This is a genomic window from Eggerthella guodeyinii (genome assembly GCF_009834925.2).
In the GTDB taxonomy this organism is placed as follows: domain Bacteria; phylum Actinomycetota; class Coriobacteriia; order Coriobacteriales; family Eggerthellaceae; genus Eggerthella; species Eggerthella guodeyinii.
On the sequence record NZ_CP063310.1, the window covers coordinates 1,306,267 to 1,322,666 of the forward strand.

A 16,400-nucleotide genomic window follows, 5' to 3' on the forward strand; every position below is an offset into this window, starting at 1 on the left:
CCCCCCGTTTTCGCTCCGTTGCCGCTTCGATTGTCTTCCGATATGTTACCACAAGTTAACTTTCGGTATCGGTTCGGCACGAGCGAAGGCGGTTTCATGGCCAACGGAAAACAGGGCACCATCGCGCGCACGTTCGCGATGGCCCGCTGCAAGAAGGGGCGCTATTTCATCGGCGTGACGTGCTACGCGCTGGGGACGCTGGCCACGGTGGTGCCGTTCTTCGCGGTGGCGTTCATCGTGCGGGAATCGCTGGCCTCGGTGCTTGCCGGGCAGGGCATCGCGGCAGGGTCGGTGCTGTTCTGGGCGGGGGCGTCGGCGGCCTCGATCGTGTTCGGCCTCGTCGCCAGCGCCGTGGGATCCAGCATCACGCACGCTTCGGCCTTCCGCGCGCTCTACGATCTGCGCATGCGGGTGCTCGAGCACATGGGGAAGCTCTCGCTGGGCTTCTACACCGGCGGGCGCAGCGGAGCGGTGCAGAAGATGATGGATTCCAACATCGAGAAGATGGAGTCCATCATCGCCCACGACTTCCCCAACATCGTGGGCGCGGGCCTGTCGCTGGCCGCCTTGGCCGCGCTCATGTTCTCGACGAACGCCGTGTTGGCCGTGGTGGCCTTCGCGGCCCTCGCCGCGGGTTTCGCCGTCCAGTTCAGCGCCTTCGGCGGCAAGAACGGCCAGAGGATATGGGCCGACCTGCACCGCATCCAAACCGATCTGGACGCCGGCTTCGCCGAGTACGTGGCCGGCATGGAGGAAGAGAAGATATTCGGCGGCTCGCAGGCGGCCTCGGTGCGCCTGTCGGGCCTCATCGAGGCGACTCGCGTCCACTACGTGGCCTATCTCAAGCGCACCACGCCCGTGTTCGGCGCGTTCAAGATCATCACGATATCGCTGCTCACGTTCATCTTGGCGGCAGGCGCCGCGCTTGTGGTGGGCGATCCGGGCAACGCCGCGCTCGTGTCGGCCCTCGTCGTGTTCCTCATCGTGGGGCCGGCCGTGGTCAACCCGCTGATGGAGCTGGTGGAGCTGGGAAGCGATCTGCGCAGCCTGGCCGAGAAGCTCAACCAGATAGACGCGGTGTTCGCCATCGCTCCCTTGCCCGAGCCGCCGAAGGACGCGCCGCGCGAGGGGCACGCCGTGCGGTTCGAGAACGTGACGTTCTCCTACCAGCCCGCGTCCGACCCGTTGCGCCGCATGGCCCTCGACCATGCGACCTTCGTTGCGGAGGAAGGGCGCTTCACCGCGCTCGTGGGCCCCTCGGGCGGCGGCAAGTCGACAGTTGGTCAGCTGCTCGCCCGCTTCTGGGATGTGGAAGGTGGCGCGATCACGGTGGGCGGCGCGGACGTGCGCGACCTGACCACGGCCACGCTCATGGACGAGGTGGCGTTCGTGTTCCAGGACACCCACGTGTTCGCCGGCACCGCGTTCGACAACATCGCGATGGGGCGGCCCGTCACGCGAGGCCAGGTGGAGGGCGCCGCCCGGGCGGCGCGCTGCCACGAGTTCGTCAGCGCGCTGCCGCAGGGCTACGACACGCTTCTGGGCGACGGCGGCCACAAGCTGTCCGGCGGAGAGGCCCAGCGCATCGCCATCGCGCGCGCCCTGCTCAAGGACGCTCCCATCGTGGTGCTGGACGAGGCTATGGCGTTCACCGACGCCGAGAACGAGCTGGCGCTTCGCCAGGCCATTGAGGAGCTGCTGCGGGGCCGGACGGTGCTCATGATCGCGCATCGCCTGTACTCCATCAAGCATGCCGATTCCATCGTCGTGCTGGACGAGGGACGCGTGGCGGAGCAGGGCGTCCACGACGACCTGGTGGCCGCGGGCGGTTTGTACGCGCATTTGTGGTGCGTCCAGAACGAGAGCGAGGGCTGGCATCTGGGAGGCGCGGCCGCGGCCGTGGCCCCCGCCGAGGGAAAGGAGGCCGCGCATGCGTGACGTCGAAAGCCGCGCGTCCGAGGCGAAGGGCGCGCCCGCGGGGCAAGGCGGCGGCGCGGGCAAGAGCGGTGTGGCCCGCATGATCGACCAGTTCACGTTCGGCAATCCGAAGGAGATCGTCGCGCCCACGTTCTGGCTGTTCTTCGCCGAGCTGGTCAACTGCATTCCGGCGGGCATCGTGCTGGTGTCGGTGTACGTGCTGGGCGCGGCGTTCTACCCGCCGTACACGGTGGACGCCGGGCTGCTCGCGGGGCTGGCGGTGGCGGCGTGCGTCCTGCTCTTGGTCCAGTACGCCGTCGAGCTGGTGTCGTACTGGTTCACCTACGTGCGGGCCTACAGCGCCACCGCCGGCAAGCGGACCGCCTATGTCGAGAAGCTGCGCACGGTGCCGCTCGGGTTCTTCTCGTCGAAGCGCTCGGGCGACCTCATCAGCTCGTTCGCCGACGACTTCGCCAACGTGGAGTACACCATGTGCTACTGGCTGCCCTATCCGCTGGCCATCGCTGGGTTGCTGCTCATCTGCCTGGCTTGCATGCTGGCGTTCGACTGGCGCATGGCCGTGGCGCTGTTCGCGCTTCTTCCGGCGAGCATGGCGCTGGCGTTCGCCGCCGGTCGGGCGAAGCGGTCGAGCCGCACGAAGGTGCTCGAGGCGAAGGCCGCGGCCGCCACCGAGCTTTCCGAGTACCTGCACGGCATGAAGGATCTCAAGGCCTACCGGCGCACGGGCAGCGGCTTCACCTCGCTCGAGCGCGCCTACGAGGGCCTGCGGGCAGCGTCGATGCGAGACGAGCTGCTGGCCGGCAACCTGACTACGCTGGCCTCGTCGCTCACGCGGTTCGTCGTGCCGCTCGTGGTGGTGGCGGGCATGTTCTTCATGCTGTCCGGGTCGCTGAGCCTGCTGGACTACATCGCGTGCGCCATCGTGGCCACGAAGCTGGCCACGCCCATGATGATGCTGGCCACCAGCCTGTCGGCTTTGCAGAACATGATGGCGTCGGGCGAGCGCATCGACGCGGTCATGAAGACGCCGTCGCAGGTCGGCGAGCGGCCGGCAGGCGTTGTGAGGGGCTTCCGCTTCGAGGACGCGTCGTTCTCGTACGGAGGCGAGCAGGGCCGGCCGGTGGTGAGCGGCGTGAGCCTGACCGTGCGCCCGAAGGGCCTGAGCGCGCTTGTGGGCCCGTCGGGTTCGGGCAAGTCGACGCTCATGCGTCTCATGGCCCGCTTCTGGGACGTGCAGGGCGGCGCGCTGACCACCGATCGCGGTGACGACGTGCGCGAGCTTTCACCGGCCGGCCTGCTGGAGAACGTGTCCATGGTTATGCAGGACGCCTACCTGTTCCGCGGCTCCATCCGCGAGAACCTGTGCTTCGGCCGCGACATCGGACAGGCGGAGCTGGAGGCCGCCTGCAAGGACGCCTCGTGCCACGAGTTCATCGCACGGCTTCCCGACGGCTACGACACGATGGTGGGCGAGGGCGGCGCGACGCTGTCCGGCGGCGAGCGCCAGCGGCTCTCGCTGGCCCGCGCGCTGCTGAAGGACGCGCCCGTCCTGCTGCTCGACGAGCCCACGGCCTCGCTCGACGCCGACAACGAGGCGCTGGTGCAGCAGGCGCTCGACCGCATATCGCGCGACCGCACCGTGGTCATGATCGCGCATCGCTTGAAAACCGTGCGCGGCGCCGACGACGTCGCGGTCGTCCAGGACGGGCGCATCGTGGAAGAGGGCACCCATGACGAGCTGCTGGCGCGCGAGGGAGCGTACGCGCGGCTGTGGTCGCTGCAAACCGAGGCGCGCAGCCTGGTGTTCCGCTGATCTGCGAGCGGCGGAACGGGCCGGCGCAGCGAGGCGCCCCTCGCTGACTCGGCGGACCTGCGACGGCCCGTCTGGCGGAACCTATGCAAGGCAAACGTTTTTAACCAACGAGAAGATAGGAGATCTACCATGGCTCAACCTGCGGCTCGATCGGCGGCGACTCCCGTCGCCGGAGCGGAGACGGCAAGGAAACCCCGGTTCATCGGGCTCAAGGACCTCGTGTTCTGCGTGCTCATGGGCGCGCTCATGCTGGCGCTGGGGCTGGTGGTTGTGCTGCCCTTCGCGGCCAGCCTGCAGGCCATCTACTTCGTGGTGCCGGGCTTGGCGGGCATCATCTGGGGCGTGCTGTTCGTCGTGCTCATGGCGAAATGCCCCAAAACCGGAGCGGTGGCCATCCCGTTCATCATCTACGGCGGCTACATGCTGGCCGGCGGCAGCCTGTACGTGTTCTTCCTGTTCCTCATCACGGGCATCGTCAGCGAGTTGGTCATGCTGCGCGGCGGCTTCGCCTCCACGGTGCGCAGCTTCGTGCCGCCGCTGCTCATGACGCTGTCCAACGCCATGGGCGGCACGCTCACCATGCTGCTGTTCCGCGACAGCATGGTGCAGACCTACCTGACCATGGGCATGGACGAGGCCGCGGCCGATGCCGCCCTCTCCGCCATCGAGGCGTTCTGGCTCGCCCCTGCGAACATCCTGCTGGCCGTCGTGCTGGCTACGGCGGGCGCGCTCGTGGGCTATGCGGTGGGATGCAAGCTGCTCAAGAAGCACTTCCGCCCCGCCGGAGCGGTGTAGGCGCGCCGTGGAAGCGTCTCGGATGTTCGTGCAATCGGGGTCGCGCGCCCGTCGGATCGGCGCGGAGGCTTTCCGCGCCGATCCGCGTTCTTTCCTAGCCTGCATCGTCCTCTCCGTCGCGGCCGTAGTCTTCGTACGCGGGGAGGTTGGGCTGGCCTGCGTGTTCGCCGCCGCCCTGACGGCCAACGCGGCGCTGGGCAACGGCCGCTACACGCTGAGCCTCCTCGCGGCCTACGCGGTGCTGCTGGGCGTGGCGTGGGCGGGAGCGCAGATGCTTGCCGACAACCCCGCGAACGCGCTGGGGCTGTCGCTGGGGTCGATGGGGTCGCTGGGGCGGCGCATGCTGGTGCCGTTCTCGTTCGCGGCGGGCCTGGCGGCGCAGCCCACGGGCAGCCTGTTGGCGGCTCTGCGCGCGCTGCATCTGCCGAAGGCGGCGGGCATCGCCCTGGCGGTGCTGCTGCGCTTCCTGCCCACCATCGGCGAGGAGTACCGCGCCATCCGCCGCTCGCAGAAGTTCCGCGGGGTGGGGCTGGGCATCGCGAACACGCTGGCCCACCTGCCGTCAACCTTGGAGTGCATCGTGGTGCCGCTGGTCATCCGCACGACGCGCATCTCCGACGAGCTGTCGGCGTCGATCACCGTGCGCGGGGTGCGCTTCGGCGGCGAGACGGTCAGCTACCGTCCGGTGGGCTTTTCGGCACGCGATGCGGCCGTCGTCGTCGGGTTCGCCGCAGCTTGCGCGGCGGCCGCGGCGCTGTCGGCATCGGGGGTGGGGGCATGATCGAGCTTTCGGGCCTGTCGTACTCGTACCCCTACGCCGCCGAGGGAGCGCGCCAGCTGGACGGGATCGACCTGTCGGTGGGCGCGGGGGAGTGCGTCGTCCTCACCGGAGCCAGCGGCTGCGGCAAGACCACGCTCACGCGCGTGCTGAACGGCCTGTGCCCCCAGCTGTTCGGCGGCGACGTGACCGGGTCGTATCGCCTCGGCGGCCGCGACGCGCTTGCCATGCCCGTCCACGAGCTGGGCGCGCACGTGGCCAACGTGTTCCAAGACCCGCGCAGCCAGTTCTTCGCCACGAACACCACCGACGAGGTGGTGCTGGGCATGGAGAACATGCCCATGCCCCGCGACGAGATGGAGCTGCGTTTGGCCGAGATGCGCTCGCTTCTGGGCATCGAGCGCTTGCTCGACCGGCGCATCTTCCCGTTGTCCAGCGGCGAGAAGCAGCGCATCGCCATCGCGTCGGCCGCCGTCATGCGCCCGCAGGTGCTGGTGCTGGACGAGCCGTCCGCCAACCTCGACGCCGAGGGCATCGCTCACCTGGCCACGCTGCTGGGCCGTCTCAAGGCGCGCGGCACCACCATCGTGCTGTCCGAGCACCGCTTCCACTACGTGCGCGACTTCTTCGATCGGCTCGTGGTGCTCGAGGAGGGGCGCGTTGCCAGCGTCTATGCGCGCGAAGAGGCGCTCGCGCTCACGGAGGGCGAGCTGTCCCGGCGCGGGCTGCGCGGGTTCGACGAGCGGCGCCTCGTCGTCGGCGGCGCCATGGCCGAGGATGCGCGGGCGGCGTGCGGCGCGAAGGCCCTGACCCTGGCCGGCGAGCGCTCGCTCATCTTGGACGAGCTGTCGTTCAGCGCGCAGGCGGGACGCGTCTGCGCCATCGTGGGCGAGAACGGCGCGGGGAAGTCCACCCTGTGCCGCGCGGTCGCGGGCATCCTGCGGGGCGCGTCGGGGTCGGTGGCGTTCTCGGGCGAGCCGCTGTCGCGGCGCAAGCGCGTGCGCCGGTCGTTCTTCGTGCAGCAGGACGCCGACTACCAGCTGTACGCCGCCACCGTGGCCGACGAGTTCTCGGTGGGCCGCAGCGCCGCCGCGCGGCGCGAGGAGGCGCAGGCCGCGCTGTCGCGGGTGGGCTTGGAGGGCCTCGAAGCGCGCCATCCGCTGTCGCTGTCGGGCGGGCAGAAGCAGCGGCTGCTGCTGGCCGTCGCCTCCGTGAGCGGGCGCGAGGTGCTCGTGTTCGACGAGCCCACCAGCGGCCTGGACGGGCGCAACATGCGCCTCACGGCCGATTTGCTACGCGGCTTGGCCGACGCGGGCGCGTGCGTGCTGCTCATCACGCACGACGTGGACCTCGTGGGACGTTGCGCCGACGACGTGCTGTACGTGTCGGGCGGCAAGGCCGTCTACCGCAAGCGCATCGAGCGCCAGGGGTCGTAGGCCGCGCGCGCGGGCAGTGAGACAAGGGGACGTGGCCTCGGAGGCGGCTGCGTTGATGCGGCCCTCCAATTCGGACGCGTTCCCCGCCGTCGCCTACTGCGTCTGCGCAGCGGTGGGGTTCGCGCTGCCGCTGATCGCTCTCGGAGCGGTGCCGGTGGCCCGGCCGATGGCCGACGGCCCGCGCCCGCTTTCCCCACCGCGCGCCCCTGCGCGGCCGAGGGCTGCATGGACGGCGATGCGGGGGCGGTGGGCCTGCCGTCTTCCGGCGGGCCCGCCCCCGTTACGCCGGGCGAGTGGCACGGCGCCCTGGCGCCTCCTCGATGGAACGCTTCGCATTCCGAAAACCTTACGCATATCGGCTCCACTTCGATGGAATGCCGGATTCTCCGCGCCGAACCGTCGCACCTGCGTGCGAGGCTATGGGGCGGGGCCGATGAGGCATCGGTCCCGCCGCGGAATCGGCCCCGCCGGTCGCGCCGCGGTTCTCAAAACAGCCCCTTCGGCAAAACATTGTTGGCGATCTGCCATTTCCCGGTATAATGTGCCCTTGGATCGCGGCGCAGGTGCACAACGTGGACGAGGCGCCCGCATCCGGCCCTGCGCGGACGCGTTCCGCGGGCGGGGCGTTCGGGGAATACCAGCAGTACGACAACGGAGGAATCGAATGGCTTCAACACACGCGCACACGCGCTCGGCGTGGTCGGGCAAGTGGGCGTTCATCCTTGCCGCGGCGGCGTCGGCCGTGGGCCTGGGGAACATGTGGCGCTTTCCCTACCTCGCCGCCAAGTACGGTGGCGGCACGTTCTTGATCACCTACCTGGTGCTCGTGTTCACCTTCGGCGTGTCCTTGCTGTTGCTGGAGACGGCGCTCGGCCGCAAGACGGGGCAATCGGCCATCGGCGCGTTCAAGCAGTTCGGCAAGAAGTACGCCTTCATCGGCATCCTGGCGTCCACCGTGCCCTTCATCATCACGCCGTATTACTGCATCATCGGCGGCTGGGTGACGAAGTACGCGGCGGCCTACCTGATCAACGGCCCCGAGGCGCTGGCCGACGGCGGCGACTTCTTCACGGGCTTCATCACCAGCAACACCGAGAGCTTCCTGTGGATGCTCCTGTTCATGGCCATCGTGTTCATCGTGGTGTCGCTGGGCGTGAAAGGCGGCATCGAGAAGGCGAACCTCGTCATGATGCCGGCGCTCATCGTCATGGCCGTGGGCATCGCGGTGTACACGCTCACCATGCCGGGAGCCATCGACGGCGCGCTGTACTACCTCATGCCCGACTTCAGCAAGTTCTCGCCGGAGCTGGTCATCGGCGCGCTCGGGCAGATGTTCTACAGTTTGTCGCTGGCCATGGGCATCATGATCACGTACGGCTCCTACCTCGACAAGAAGTCGAGCCTCACGCAGAGCGTGGCGCGCATCGGCGGCTTCGACATCGGCGTGTCGTTCCTCGCCGGCCTCATGATCGTGCCGGCCGCGTTCGTGGCCATGGGCTCGGGTGAGGCCGTGGCGGCGAACTCCGGCCCGTCGCTCATGTTCGTCATCCTGCCCGGCGTGTTCGCCGACATGGGCGGGGCGGCTACCGTCGTGGGCTTCCTGTTCTTCCTGCTCGTGCTGTTCGCCGCGCTGACCAGCGCCATCTCGCTCACCGAGACGTGCACGTCCATCATCCAGGACGGTGCGGGCTGGTCGCGCAAGAAGGCGCTGTGCACGGTCATCGGCGTGGTCGTGGTGGCCGGCATCATCGTGAACCTGGGCTACAACGGCCTGTCGTTCATCGAGCCGCTCGGCGCGGGCACGACGCTGCTCGACTTCTTCGACTTCATCTCGAACTCGGTGATCATGCCCATCGTGGCGCTGCTCACCTGCGTCTTCGTCGGCTGGATCATCAAGCCGAAGGCCATCGTGGACGAGGTGAAGATCTCGAGCGAGTTCAAGGTGGAGAAGGTCTGGACCGTCATCATCAAGTACATCGCGCCGGTGCTCGTGGTGGTCATCCTCGTGGCGTTCGTCGCCCAGACGTTCGGCCTCGTGAGCTTCTAGCGCGCCGCCCTCGCAGCGCATCGACCGGAACGCCCCGCACCGCGGGGCGTTCCGCGTTTTCACGCGCATCGGGCCCCGCGACCTTCGGAGGGCGCGGGGCGGCTACGGCGTGCTCGAATCGGGCTCCTCTTCCCGCGCGATCAACGGGAAGCTGATCGCGCCTTGCGGGCAGGCTTCGGCGCAGCGTTTGCACCGCGTGCATTCGTTCGCGGCGGCGATACCCCGGTTCGCGTTCGGATCGATGTGTTCGGGGCAGGCCGTGGAGCATGCGGCGCATCGTTCTCCGGATGTCGTGCGCAGGCATCTCGCGGGGTCGACGCGGGGCTTGAAGGTGCGGTTGAAGCGTGCGACGAGCGACAGCAGCGCGCCGATGGGGCAGAACCTTCCGCACCAGGTGCGCAGCACGGTCAGCTCGAGGGCGACGATGGCCGGGAAGACGAGCAGGCTCCATGAGGGCTCGTTGAATCCGACGAGGCGCGCGAGGGCGACGATCGTCGCGAACGTCAACCCGACGGGACATATGAGGCAGAACACGGGGAAGCCGAACACGGCGGCACTGCCCAACGCCCCGCACAGCACGAGGTGCCGAGAGTCGATCTTCGCGCGGGCGGGTTCGTCGCCGTTCTCGTGGCGCTCGAGGGCGAGCTGTCCGGCTTCGCGGCATGCGGCCGCTTCGCGCCCCTTCGCTTTCTTCGAAGAGAGCAGGCGGGAGAGCGGCGGCACGGGGCAGACCCATGAGCAGAACGCGCGGCCGACGAGCAGGGCGACGATGAGCGCCGCAGCCAAGCCCAACAGAAGGCGTGGAGCGAACGCCCCCGCGCCGAGCAACGATTCGAGCGCCCCGAGCGGGCAGACCGCCGCAACGTACCCGACGCCCATGGCCGATGGCGTTCCCCAACCGGTATGCAGCGCGAGCCCGACGAGGGCCAGCGCCAGCACGGCCCCCACGGTGCACGCGCGCAGGATGCGCGGTTTGATCCGCCAGCGTTTTCCTCCGTCGCTCATGAGTCGCGTCCCTTCCAAAGCTCGATGCTGATGCCTCTTCTGGTCGACCCGTCGTAGGTTCGGTACGCGTTCGAGGGACAGGCGAACTCGCAGGCTCCGCAGCCCCAGCACGTTTCCTCGTCGATACCGAGCCTCCCTTCGTCGTCGAGCGCCAGCGCCTCGGTCGGGCAGGCGGAGACGCACTCCGCGTTGCATGCCGCCGACACGCCGAACGTCTCGCATTTCTCCCGGTCGATGACCGCCATGCCGATCTTGTCCGAGTCGGGGTCGAACGGCTGGAGCGCGCCGGTGGGGCACGCTCCGATGCATCGGTACGTCCCGCCGCAGGCATTGCAGTACCCCAGCCGGAACTCCATGCGGGGCGTCCGCGCTGCGAGCAGGCCCTCCTCCAGCTTGGCGACACCAATGGCGCTCGTGGGACAGACGCTGCGACAACGGTCGCACCTGATGCAGGCGCCCCAAAAACGATCGTCATCTTGAGCCCCCGGGGGCCTCAAGGCGCCAGCTGGCAGGGCGAACGCCGTCGCGCTTCCGACCGCCGCCACCGCCGCGGCGCCCGCGACGCCTTGCAGCAACGCTCTGCGGGAGATCATGCCGCTCCCTGCGATTCCGCGGCCGCTGCCGCATCGCGTTCCGGGGCTCGCGCGATGGCGTCGGCGATCTCGTCGATGAGGCCGGGTTCTTCGTCGAGGAATCCCTGCGTTATGTTGAGCACGCCGCGATAGAACCTCGTCTCGATGAACCTCGTCGTGAGGTGATGGAAGCGCGTGAACCAGCGATTGATGTGCTCGGTCACGAACGATCGTTGCACGGCGAGCACGCGCCGCGCTTCCGTTCCGTCGCCTCGTTCGAGCGCGGCCAGGGTGCGTTCGCAGAGGATGGCCATGAACTCGAACTCGAACGACACGTGGTCGTCGGCGTAGTCGATGCCCTTCTGCAGGGCGACGCGCTCGCGCTTGTAGGCTTCGAACACGTCGTGGCGCACGCGGCCCATCAGCAGCCCGCTTGCATCGAGGTAGAGCGATTCGTACGGGGCGGCCGTCAGGCCTTCGTACGTGCGAGCGCCGAGGAAGCAGGACGTGAAGTCCATCGCAAGCTCTTGGTGCGTGCCGGTGTGCCGTTTGCGCAGGTATCGGCGGATGTCGTTGAAGCCGCTCGCTATCAGCTCGTTTTCGTCGGCTGTAAGCGGCGCGTAGTCGCGGCCGGCCAGGTCCTCGATCTGCGCTTCGGTGAGGACGTTGAAGTACATGCTCGCCAGGACGCGGTACAGGTCGCGCCGGTGGGCGAGGGTCGCGCTGGCTTCGGATGCGGTTGCCATGGTTGCTCCTTTTCGGGGGCGCGCGAGGCGGCGCGCCCCCTTCTGTTCGTTTCGATAGGCGATGGTGGGGAGGCTAGCCGAGAACTCCCATGGAGGCGGCGAGCCCGAACAGGTTCGCGAACGCGTCGCTGGCGACCCACATGAGCACGCGTAGCGCGCATGCTGCCACGAGGGCGGTCGCCGTGCCGACTGCAGCGAGGGCCAAAAGGCTCCCGGGTGTGTTTCTGCGGCGCAGCAGGACGGTGCAAACCGCGACGACTGCCACGCCGCATGCCGCGATTCCGCCGTACAGGGCCATCGGATTGCGTCCGGCAACGTCGAACCCGACGAAGGCGACGTAGGCCAGCATGCTCGCGATGGAGGCCGCGGCGCAAACGGCGACTGCGGACCTGAGCGCGAGAAGCTCGTCGACGTCGATCTTCAGGATGGAGCCGACGAGCAGGTACCCGAAAGCGCCTACCGGCAAGACCGAGCCCAGGTACGCGATGGGCAGAAGCTCGGTGTTCCAGAACGGGCGCGCTTCGATGACGTAGCCGTGCCCGCAGACGAACGCCAGGCCCAGGCCGCAGACGAGCGTCGCCCCGGCAAGCACCTTGCGCGCGACGGGGCTCGCGTCGCGCTTGACGAGCGCTGCATAGACCGCCGCGACGACGAAGGCCAGGCCGAGCATGATGAGCTCGATCGAGATGCCGCTGAACGAGAACAGGTTGGTTGCTGCGGCCATCACGTTCTGAGGCGAGGCGAGGTGCACGATGGAGGCGCACCCGCCCACCACGATGAGCGCGAGCGCGCACAAGAGCGCTGCGAACCGGGCTTGCAGCGCTTTTCCGGTCAGCTCGGCGAACGAGGCGAAGGCCGCCAGCGCCCCTGCGCTGCCCGCCAGGAGCGAGAAGGCGACCAAGGGCCATTGAATCGAGAGATCCATCAGTTCACTTCCTTCCACGACGCGATGCCGGGCGACAGAATGTAGGTGCAGGTGGGTTTGGAGTCCTTCGGATCGGAAAGCGTGTGGATGCAGTCCTCGCCGTAGCGGGCGAGTTCCTGGGAGGCGGGGCTTTCTGGATCGTTCGTATCGCCGAAGAAGCGCGCGCCGCAGGGGCAGTTGTGAACGCACACCGGATCGTCGCTCCCGTCGCCGGTCAGCTGGCTGCAGAGCGTGCATTTTTGTGCGACGCCGTGCTCCTTGCTGAACGAGCGCACGCCCCAGGGGCAGGCATAGACGCAGTATTGGCAGCCGATGCATTTCCCGCCGTCCACGAGCACCACTCCGGTGGTCTTGTCCCGATACGCCGCGCCGGTCGGGCAGACGGCGATGCATTGCGGGTTCTCGCACTGCTGGCATTGGACGGGCAGCCAGTACTGCTCGGTGTTCGGGAACGTGCCGGATTCCACCGGCACCACGCGGCCGTAGTACTCGCCGAGGGGAAGCCCGTTCTCGTATTTGCAGGTGGTTACGCAGCTCTCGCAACCTGAGCAGCGATCCAGGTTGATGACAAGGGTCCGGGCCATTACTTCAACACCTCTTCCTCGACGGTTTGGGGTTCCGCGTACATCTCGGGCGTGGGCATGAACGGTTGGAACTCCTCCGGCTCCGTCCAGATCCGCTCGGGTTTCTCCGACTTCTCGATCTTCACCTGGAAGGCACGGTACGATTCCGACCCGAACGTCTCCGAAGCCGTGGTTTCCAGCGTGAGGCAGGCGATGTTGCATTCCTGCCAGCCGCCGGTGATGGTCTTCTGCGACGAATCGAAGCATTCAGGGTTCCAGAAGCGCTCCTGCACGATGACGCCGGGCGCGACCCCTTCCGTCACGTAGGCCTTGCCGTGGGTCGAGCCGCGGCGGGAGGACAGCTTGACCCAGTCGCCGTGCTCGATGCCGTGCTCGGCGGCGGTCTTCGGGTTCATGCGGCAGTGCGGTGAGGGGAGGAGCTCGCGGTTGAAGGCGCAGTGGCGCATGGTCCCATGGTGCCAGTGATGCACGCGGCCCGAGGTGAACGCCAAGGGGTACTCCTTGTCCGTGAGGGGGTTCTCCGTCTGCTCCTTGTATTCGCACATGGCGGGGTAGTCTTCGCAGGCCTCGTGCTCGTAGGGGTAGAGGAACGGGAATCCCGTGCGCGCCATCTTGAGCAGTGTTGTGCAGTACGGCTCGCATTTACGCGATTCGGTGCCGAAGCCCACCGGCAGGCCATCGTCGGCCGTCATCTCGTGCTGGTGGTAGATCCAGTACTTCTCGGGAGGCACGGTCACGGGCGAGTACTGATCCTGGTTCTCCAGCAGCTCGTCCCACGAGGGTGCGCCGAAGGCCTCGGCCCATTGCTGGTGCTTCTTGTCGTAATCGTCGTACACGCCGGCCACGTACATGAAATCGTGATCGAATATCTTGTCGCGACCACCCAGGATGTCGCACATGCGATTGATCACCTGGCCGACCGGCACTTCGGGGTGCAGCGTCTCGCCGATGTGGGTGGCGGCGCGGCGCAGGTAGGTTTTGTTGCACTGCGCCACGAAGTTGTCGCCGGAGTTGTATTCCAGCCACTCGGTGGTGGGCAGGAACAGGTCGACCATCTCGATGGTCTCCGACGTCATGTTCGAGTATTGCTGCACCACGAAGTCCAGCTCGTTTCGAACGTTGTACCACGCGATAGGGTCGCCCACGTTGCACAGCTTGTTGCCGGAGATCTCGTACAGCACGCGTGGGCGGTACGGCTCTCCTGTTTCCACCGCCTTGCGCACGAGGCTGATGGTGGACTGGTTCCAGTAGTACGATCCCTTGTGCTCGGCGGTTCCCAGGCGATCCATCAGGCATTTGGCCATGTGCGACTGCATGTAGTCGGGGTCTTTGCCCTGCGCGGCGAACTGCTGTTTCTGCCCGTTCAGGAACTTGTCGTTCTGCGTTTTCGTCCAGCCGATGGTCCAGCCCAGCCCGAACCGGTTGTGGGAGGCTTGATAGGATACGGCGCCCAGGCGGGTGGGGCCGGTCTTGCGGGTGGTGGACAGGCTGCGTGCCCCTTTGCCGGTGAGCGTGCAACCTGGCTGGTTGATGTGGCCGCACATCATGTCGAGGCCGATCAGGCCCAGCGGCACCTGGGCCGCTATCTCCATCATGTCGGAGAACACGCCGTTGACGATGCCGGTGTGCTCGGTGGTGCCGTACAGCTTGACGGCCGCTTCGATCTTGTCGGCTTCGAGCCAGCACGTTTCCGCAGCCGCCTCGATGGTCCAGGGTTCCACCTGCTCCTTGTACAGCTGGAATGCCGTCTTTGCGGTCACGCCCAGCTGCGGAACCTCGACCTCCGCGAACAGCTCGGGCTGCACCTCGGCGTCTTCGGGGGCGCTGTACGCGAACGGTTGCACGGTTCCCGTCAGCTTGTCGAAGCACACGTACGCCGGGGTTTCGAACACGTCGTTCGGGTCGATGGCGGGGTTCGCGTAGTCGGGCCAGACCTCCTCAGCCTTGATGGGAAGCTTCGTCTCGGGGTTGATGAGAAACGGCAGGTTCGTCCAGTACGAGCAGAAGTTCTCGTCGTACAGCTCGTTTTCGATGATGTAGCGAATCCATGCGCAGATGAGGGCGGTGTCCGATCCAGGGCGGATGGGCAGCCAGATGTCTGCTTTCGAGGCATCGGCCGTCATGTTGGGGTCGATGACGATGGTTTTCACGCCGCGGGCCCGCGCGTCGGCCATGCCGCGGCCGGACTGCGCCGTCTGCGAAGCCGCCGGTTGCGCTCCCCAGATGACCAGCAGCTCCATGGTGGGGCTGTACTCGTTGAAGGGCTCGAGGACCGACGAGTCGGCCATGGACTGGTTGTCGCCGCCCCACATGATGGCGCCCATGCAGGAGCGCGGCAGGTAGCATTGGATGGCGCCGGGGGATATCTGGGTGGTGGCTCCGAAGATGAACGGGAAGGCCGCCGGGATGGCCGACGCGTAGTTGCCTCCCCCGCCGCCTGCGCCCCATAGGGAATACGGGCCGTACTTTTCGTGGGCGGCAGCCAGCTGCTCGGCTGCCAGCTGGATGGCCTCGTCCCAGGAAATGGCTTCCCATTGGTTGCTTCCGCGCGGGCCCACCAGCTTCATCGGGTGCAGGATCCTGCGCGGGCTGTACATGGTTTGGAGCTGTCCCATGCCCTTGAGGCACATCCCTCCCTTGTTCACCGGCGCGTCGGGGTCGCCCTCCAGCTTCACGACCACGCCGTCCTCGAGATGGGCGATGCACGGGCAGATTTGGATGCAGCCGTGGCACGCCGTGTGGACCTTCGTTCGAACGGGCGCCGATTCCGCATACGCTTCGTCGGTCTCGACGAGGTTGCTCGCCGTCGAGACTCCCAGGGCGGCGGCTGCGCTCGCGATGGTCGCCGCCTTCACGAAGCTGCGCCGCGATATGGTGCTGAACGCCATGTGCTTTCCTCTCCTTCTGTTCTCGTCCGGGACGCGTTAGCCGCGTCCCTCCAGTACCGCTTCAAGGAAGGTTTTTCCCTCGTCGGTCAAAACCCACCCATCCTTCCAAACGATTCCCCCGGCTCGTTCCAGCTTGTCGACGAACGCGCTTGGCTTGATGGCTACGGTCGATCCGGTGTTCAGGCTCTTCAGGTGAGAGAGGTCCCGACCGCCGAACAGGTTGTCGATCGCCGTCATGCTTTTCGGCTCCCGGCAGAAATCGAGCAGGTCGACGTAGGCGTCGAAGCGCTCGGGCATATGAGAGAGGAGCTTGTCGATGCGTTTTCGGGGTGCCATCTCGTCTGCGACGACGCGTCCCGCGGCGGTCGTCGCGAACCCGTAGGTGAGCACGAGATCGTCGACTTCGTCTTCCGAGAGCCCTTGCTTTCGCTCGTCCGTGACGATGTCGCCGTACTCGTCGAGGTCGACCTGCTCGAGTCCTCCGCCGTCCACGAGGTACGCGATCAGGCGATAGGGGTTTTGAGCCGCGTAGGCGAACTCGGGATAGGCCTGCACCGTTCGTTCGATGTCGCCGAGCTCGCGCAGCTTGATGCAGTACGCGAGGATCTTGCGCAGTATCTCGCGGTGCGATGCTTTGCCGTTCACGACGGCGCGGACTTCGGCAACCTGCTCTTCGAACGCGACGGGCTTGAGCCCGTCCCCCGTCTCGGTGGACGGGAGAGAATCGTCCACCGAGACGGCCCTCTCGGTTTCGACGTCCTGCGCGAGGTCGTCCCAGAATCGTTCGAACTCTTCTTCGATGTGCGGATCGGCCTCGTCGAGGCCCCCCGTCGTTTGCAAGGCGTTCATCACTCGTCCCTTCTCGCGTTCGAT

At 67.2% G+C, this 16,400-nt stretch carries 13 protein-coding genes; 6 read left to right on the plus strand and 7 right to left on the minus strand.

Annotated features, from left to right (window positions below):
* Positions 1 to 96 precede the first annotated feature (96 nt).
* From GS424_RS05250 to GS424_RS05275, 6 genes are all read left to right on the plus strand, one after another.
* Positions 97 to 1,938, plus strand: coding sequence for an ABC transporter ATP-binding protein (locus GS424_RS05250; RefSeq protein WP_160943117.1), 1,842 nt, complete (start codon positions 97 to 99; stop codon positions 1,936 to 1,938).
* Positions 1,931 to 3,751, plus strand: a complete 1,821-nt coding sequence (locus GS424_RS05255; protein ID WP_160943116.1) for an ABC transporter ATP-binding protein — start codon at positions 1,931 to 1,933, stop codon at positions 3,749 to 3,751. Before GS424_RS05250 ends, GS424_RS05255 begins: the two co-directional genes overlap by 8 nt.
* 129 nt (positions 3,752 to 3,880) lie before the next feature.
* Positions 3,881 to 4,546 (plus strand): MptD family putative ECF transporter S component, encoded by a 666-nt coding sequence (locus tag GS424_RS05260; RefSeq protein WP_160943115.1) that lies wholly within the window; start codon positions 3,881 to 3,883, stop codon positions 4,544 to 4,546.
* Between the two features lie 22 nt (positions 4,547 to 4,568).
* Positions 4,569 to 5,327 (plus strand): energy-coupling factor transporter transmembrane component T family protein, encoded by a 759-nt coding sequence (locus tag GS424_RS05265; RefSeq protein WP_160943114.1) that lies wholly within the window; start codon positions 4,569 to 4,571, stop codon positions 5,325 to 5,327.
* On the plus strand, positions 5,324 to 6,760 hold the full coding sequence (locus GS424_RS05270) for an ABC transporter ATP-binding protein (RefSeq protein ID WP_160943113.1): 1,437 nt from the start codon (positions 5,324 to 5,326) through the stop codon (positions 6,758 to 6,760). The genes GS424_RS05265 and GS424_RS05270 overlap by 4 nt, the downstream gene beginning before the upstream one ends.
* Positions 6,761 to 7,424: 664 nt before the next feature.
* Positions 7,425 to 8,807, plus strand: a complete 1,383-nt coding sequence (locus tag GS424_RS05275) for a sodium-dependent transporter (protein WP_160943112.1) — start codon at positions 7,425 to 7,427, stop codon at positions 8,805 to 8,807.
* Positions 8,808 to 8,909: 102 nt separating this feature from the next.
* On the opposite strand, the gene GS424_RS05280 is transcribed toward GS424_RS05275, so the two are convergent.
* The 7 genes from GS424_RS05280 to GS424_RS05310 form a co-directional block, all read right to left on the minus strand.
* On the minus strand, positions 8,910 to 9,812 hold the full coding sequence (locus tag GS424_RS05280; protein ID WP_160943111.1) for a 4Fe-4S binding protein: 903 nt from the start codon (positions 9,810 to 9,812) through the stop codon (positions 8,910 to 8,912).
* Entirely contained in the window at positions 9,809 to 10,405 is a 597-nt protein-coding gene (locus GS424_RS05285; RefSeq protein ID WP_160943110.1) for a 4Fe-4S dicluster domain-containing protein, read from the minus strand. Before GS424_RS05285 ends, GS424_RS05280 begins: the two co-directional genes overlap by 4 nt.
* Positions 10,402 to 11,130: a TorD/DmsD family molecular chaperone gene (locus GS424_RS05290; RefSeq protein WP_160943109.1), complete on the minus strand. Its 729-nt coding sequence runs from the start codon at positions 11,128 to 11,130 to the stop codon at positions 10,402 to 10,404. The genes GS424_RS05285 and GS424_RS05290 overlap by 4 nt, the downstream gene beginning before the upstream one ends.
* Before the next feature lie 73 nt (positions 11,131 to 11,203).
* Positions 11,204 to 12,055, minus strand: coding sequence for a DmsC/YnfH family molybdoenzyme membrane anchor subunit (locus GS424_RS05295; RefSeq protein ID WP_160943108.1), 852 nt, complete (start codon positions 12,053 to 12,055; stop codon positions 11,204 to 11,206).
* Entirely contained in the window at positions 12,055 to 12,639 is a 585-nt protein-coding gene (locus GS424_RS05300; RefSeq protein ID WP_160943107.1) for a 4Fe-4S dicluster domain-containing protein, read from the minus strand. The genes GS424_RS05295 and GS424_RS05300 overlap by 1 nt, the downstream gene beginning before the upstream one ends.
* Positions 12,639 to 15,527 carry a molybdopterin-containing oxidoreductase family protein gene (locus tag GS424_RS05305; RefSeq protein ID WP_160943106.1) on the minus strand — a complete coding sequence of 963 codons (2,889 nt, stop codon included), beginning with the start codon at positions 15,525 to 15,527 and terminating at the stop codon, positions 12,639 to 12,641. Before GS424_RS05305 ends, GS424_RS05300 begins: the two co-directional genes overlap by 1 nt.
* Positions 15,528 to 15,563: 36 nt before the next feature.
* Positions 15,564 to 16,376, minus strand: a complete 813-nt coding sequence (locus GS424_RS05310; protein ID WP_160943105.1) for a hypothetical protein — start codon at positions 16,374 to 16,376, stop codon at positions 15,564 to 15,566.
* Positions 16,377 to 16,400 lie beyond the last annotated feature (24 nt).

Coding starts and splice junctions, on each gene's coding strand:
- GS424_RS05305 (WP_160943106.1), bottom strand. CDS start 15,527: ATGGCGTTCAGCACCATATCGCGGCGCAGCTTCGTGAAGGCGGCGACC.
- GS424_RS05265 (WP_160943114.1), top strand. CDS start 4,569: ATGTTCGTGCAATCGGGGTCGCGCGCCCGTCGGATCGGCGCGGAGGCT.
- GS424_RS05285 (WP_160943110.1), bottom strand. CDS start 10,405: ATGATCTCCCGCAGAGCGTTGCTGCAAGGCGTCGCGGGCGCCGCGGCG.
- GS424_RS05280 (WP_160943111.1), bottom strand. CDS start 9,812: ATGAGCGACGGAGGAAAACGCTGGCGGATCAAACCGCGCATCCTGCGC.
- GS424_RS05270 (WP_160943113.1), top strand. CDS start 5,324: ATGATCGAGCTTTCGGGCCTGTCGTACTCGTACCCCTACGCCGCCGAG.
- GS424_RS05290 (WP_160943109.1), bottom strand. CDS start 11,130: ATGGCAACCGCATCCGAAGCCAGCGCGACCCTCGCCCACCGGCGCGAC.
- GS424_RS05255 (WP_160943116.1), top strand. CDS start 1,931: ATGCGTGACGTCGAAAGCCGCGCGTCCGAGGCGAAGGGCGCGCCCGCG.
- GS424_RS05250 (WP_160943117.1), top strand. CDS start 97: ATGGCCAACGGAAAACAGGGCACCATCGCGCGCACGTTCGCGATGGCC.
- GS424_RS05300 (WP_160943107.1), bottom strand. CDS start 12,639: ATGGCCCGGACCCTTGTCATCAACCTGGATCGCTGCTCAGGTTGCGAG.
- GS424_RS05260 (WP_160943115.1), top strand. CDS start 3,881: ATGGCTCAACCTGCGGCTCGATCGGCGGCGACTCCCGTCGCCGGAGCG.
- GS424_RS05310 (WP_160943105.1), bottom strand. CDS start 16,376: ATGAACGCCTTGCAAACGACGGGGGGCCTCGACGAGGCCGATCCGCAC.
- GS424_RS05295 (WP_160943108.1), bottom strand. CDS start 12,055: ATGGATCTCTCGATTCAATGGCCCTTGGTCGCCTTCTCGCTCCTGGCG.
- GS424_RS05275 (WP_160943112.1), top strand. CDS start 7,425: ATGGCTTCAACACACGCGCACACGCGCTCGGCGTGGTCGGGCAAGTGG.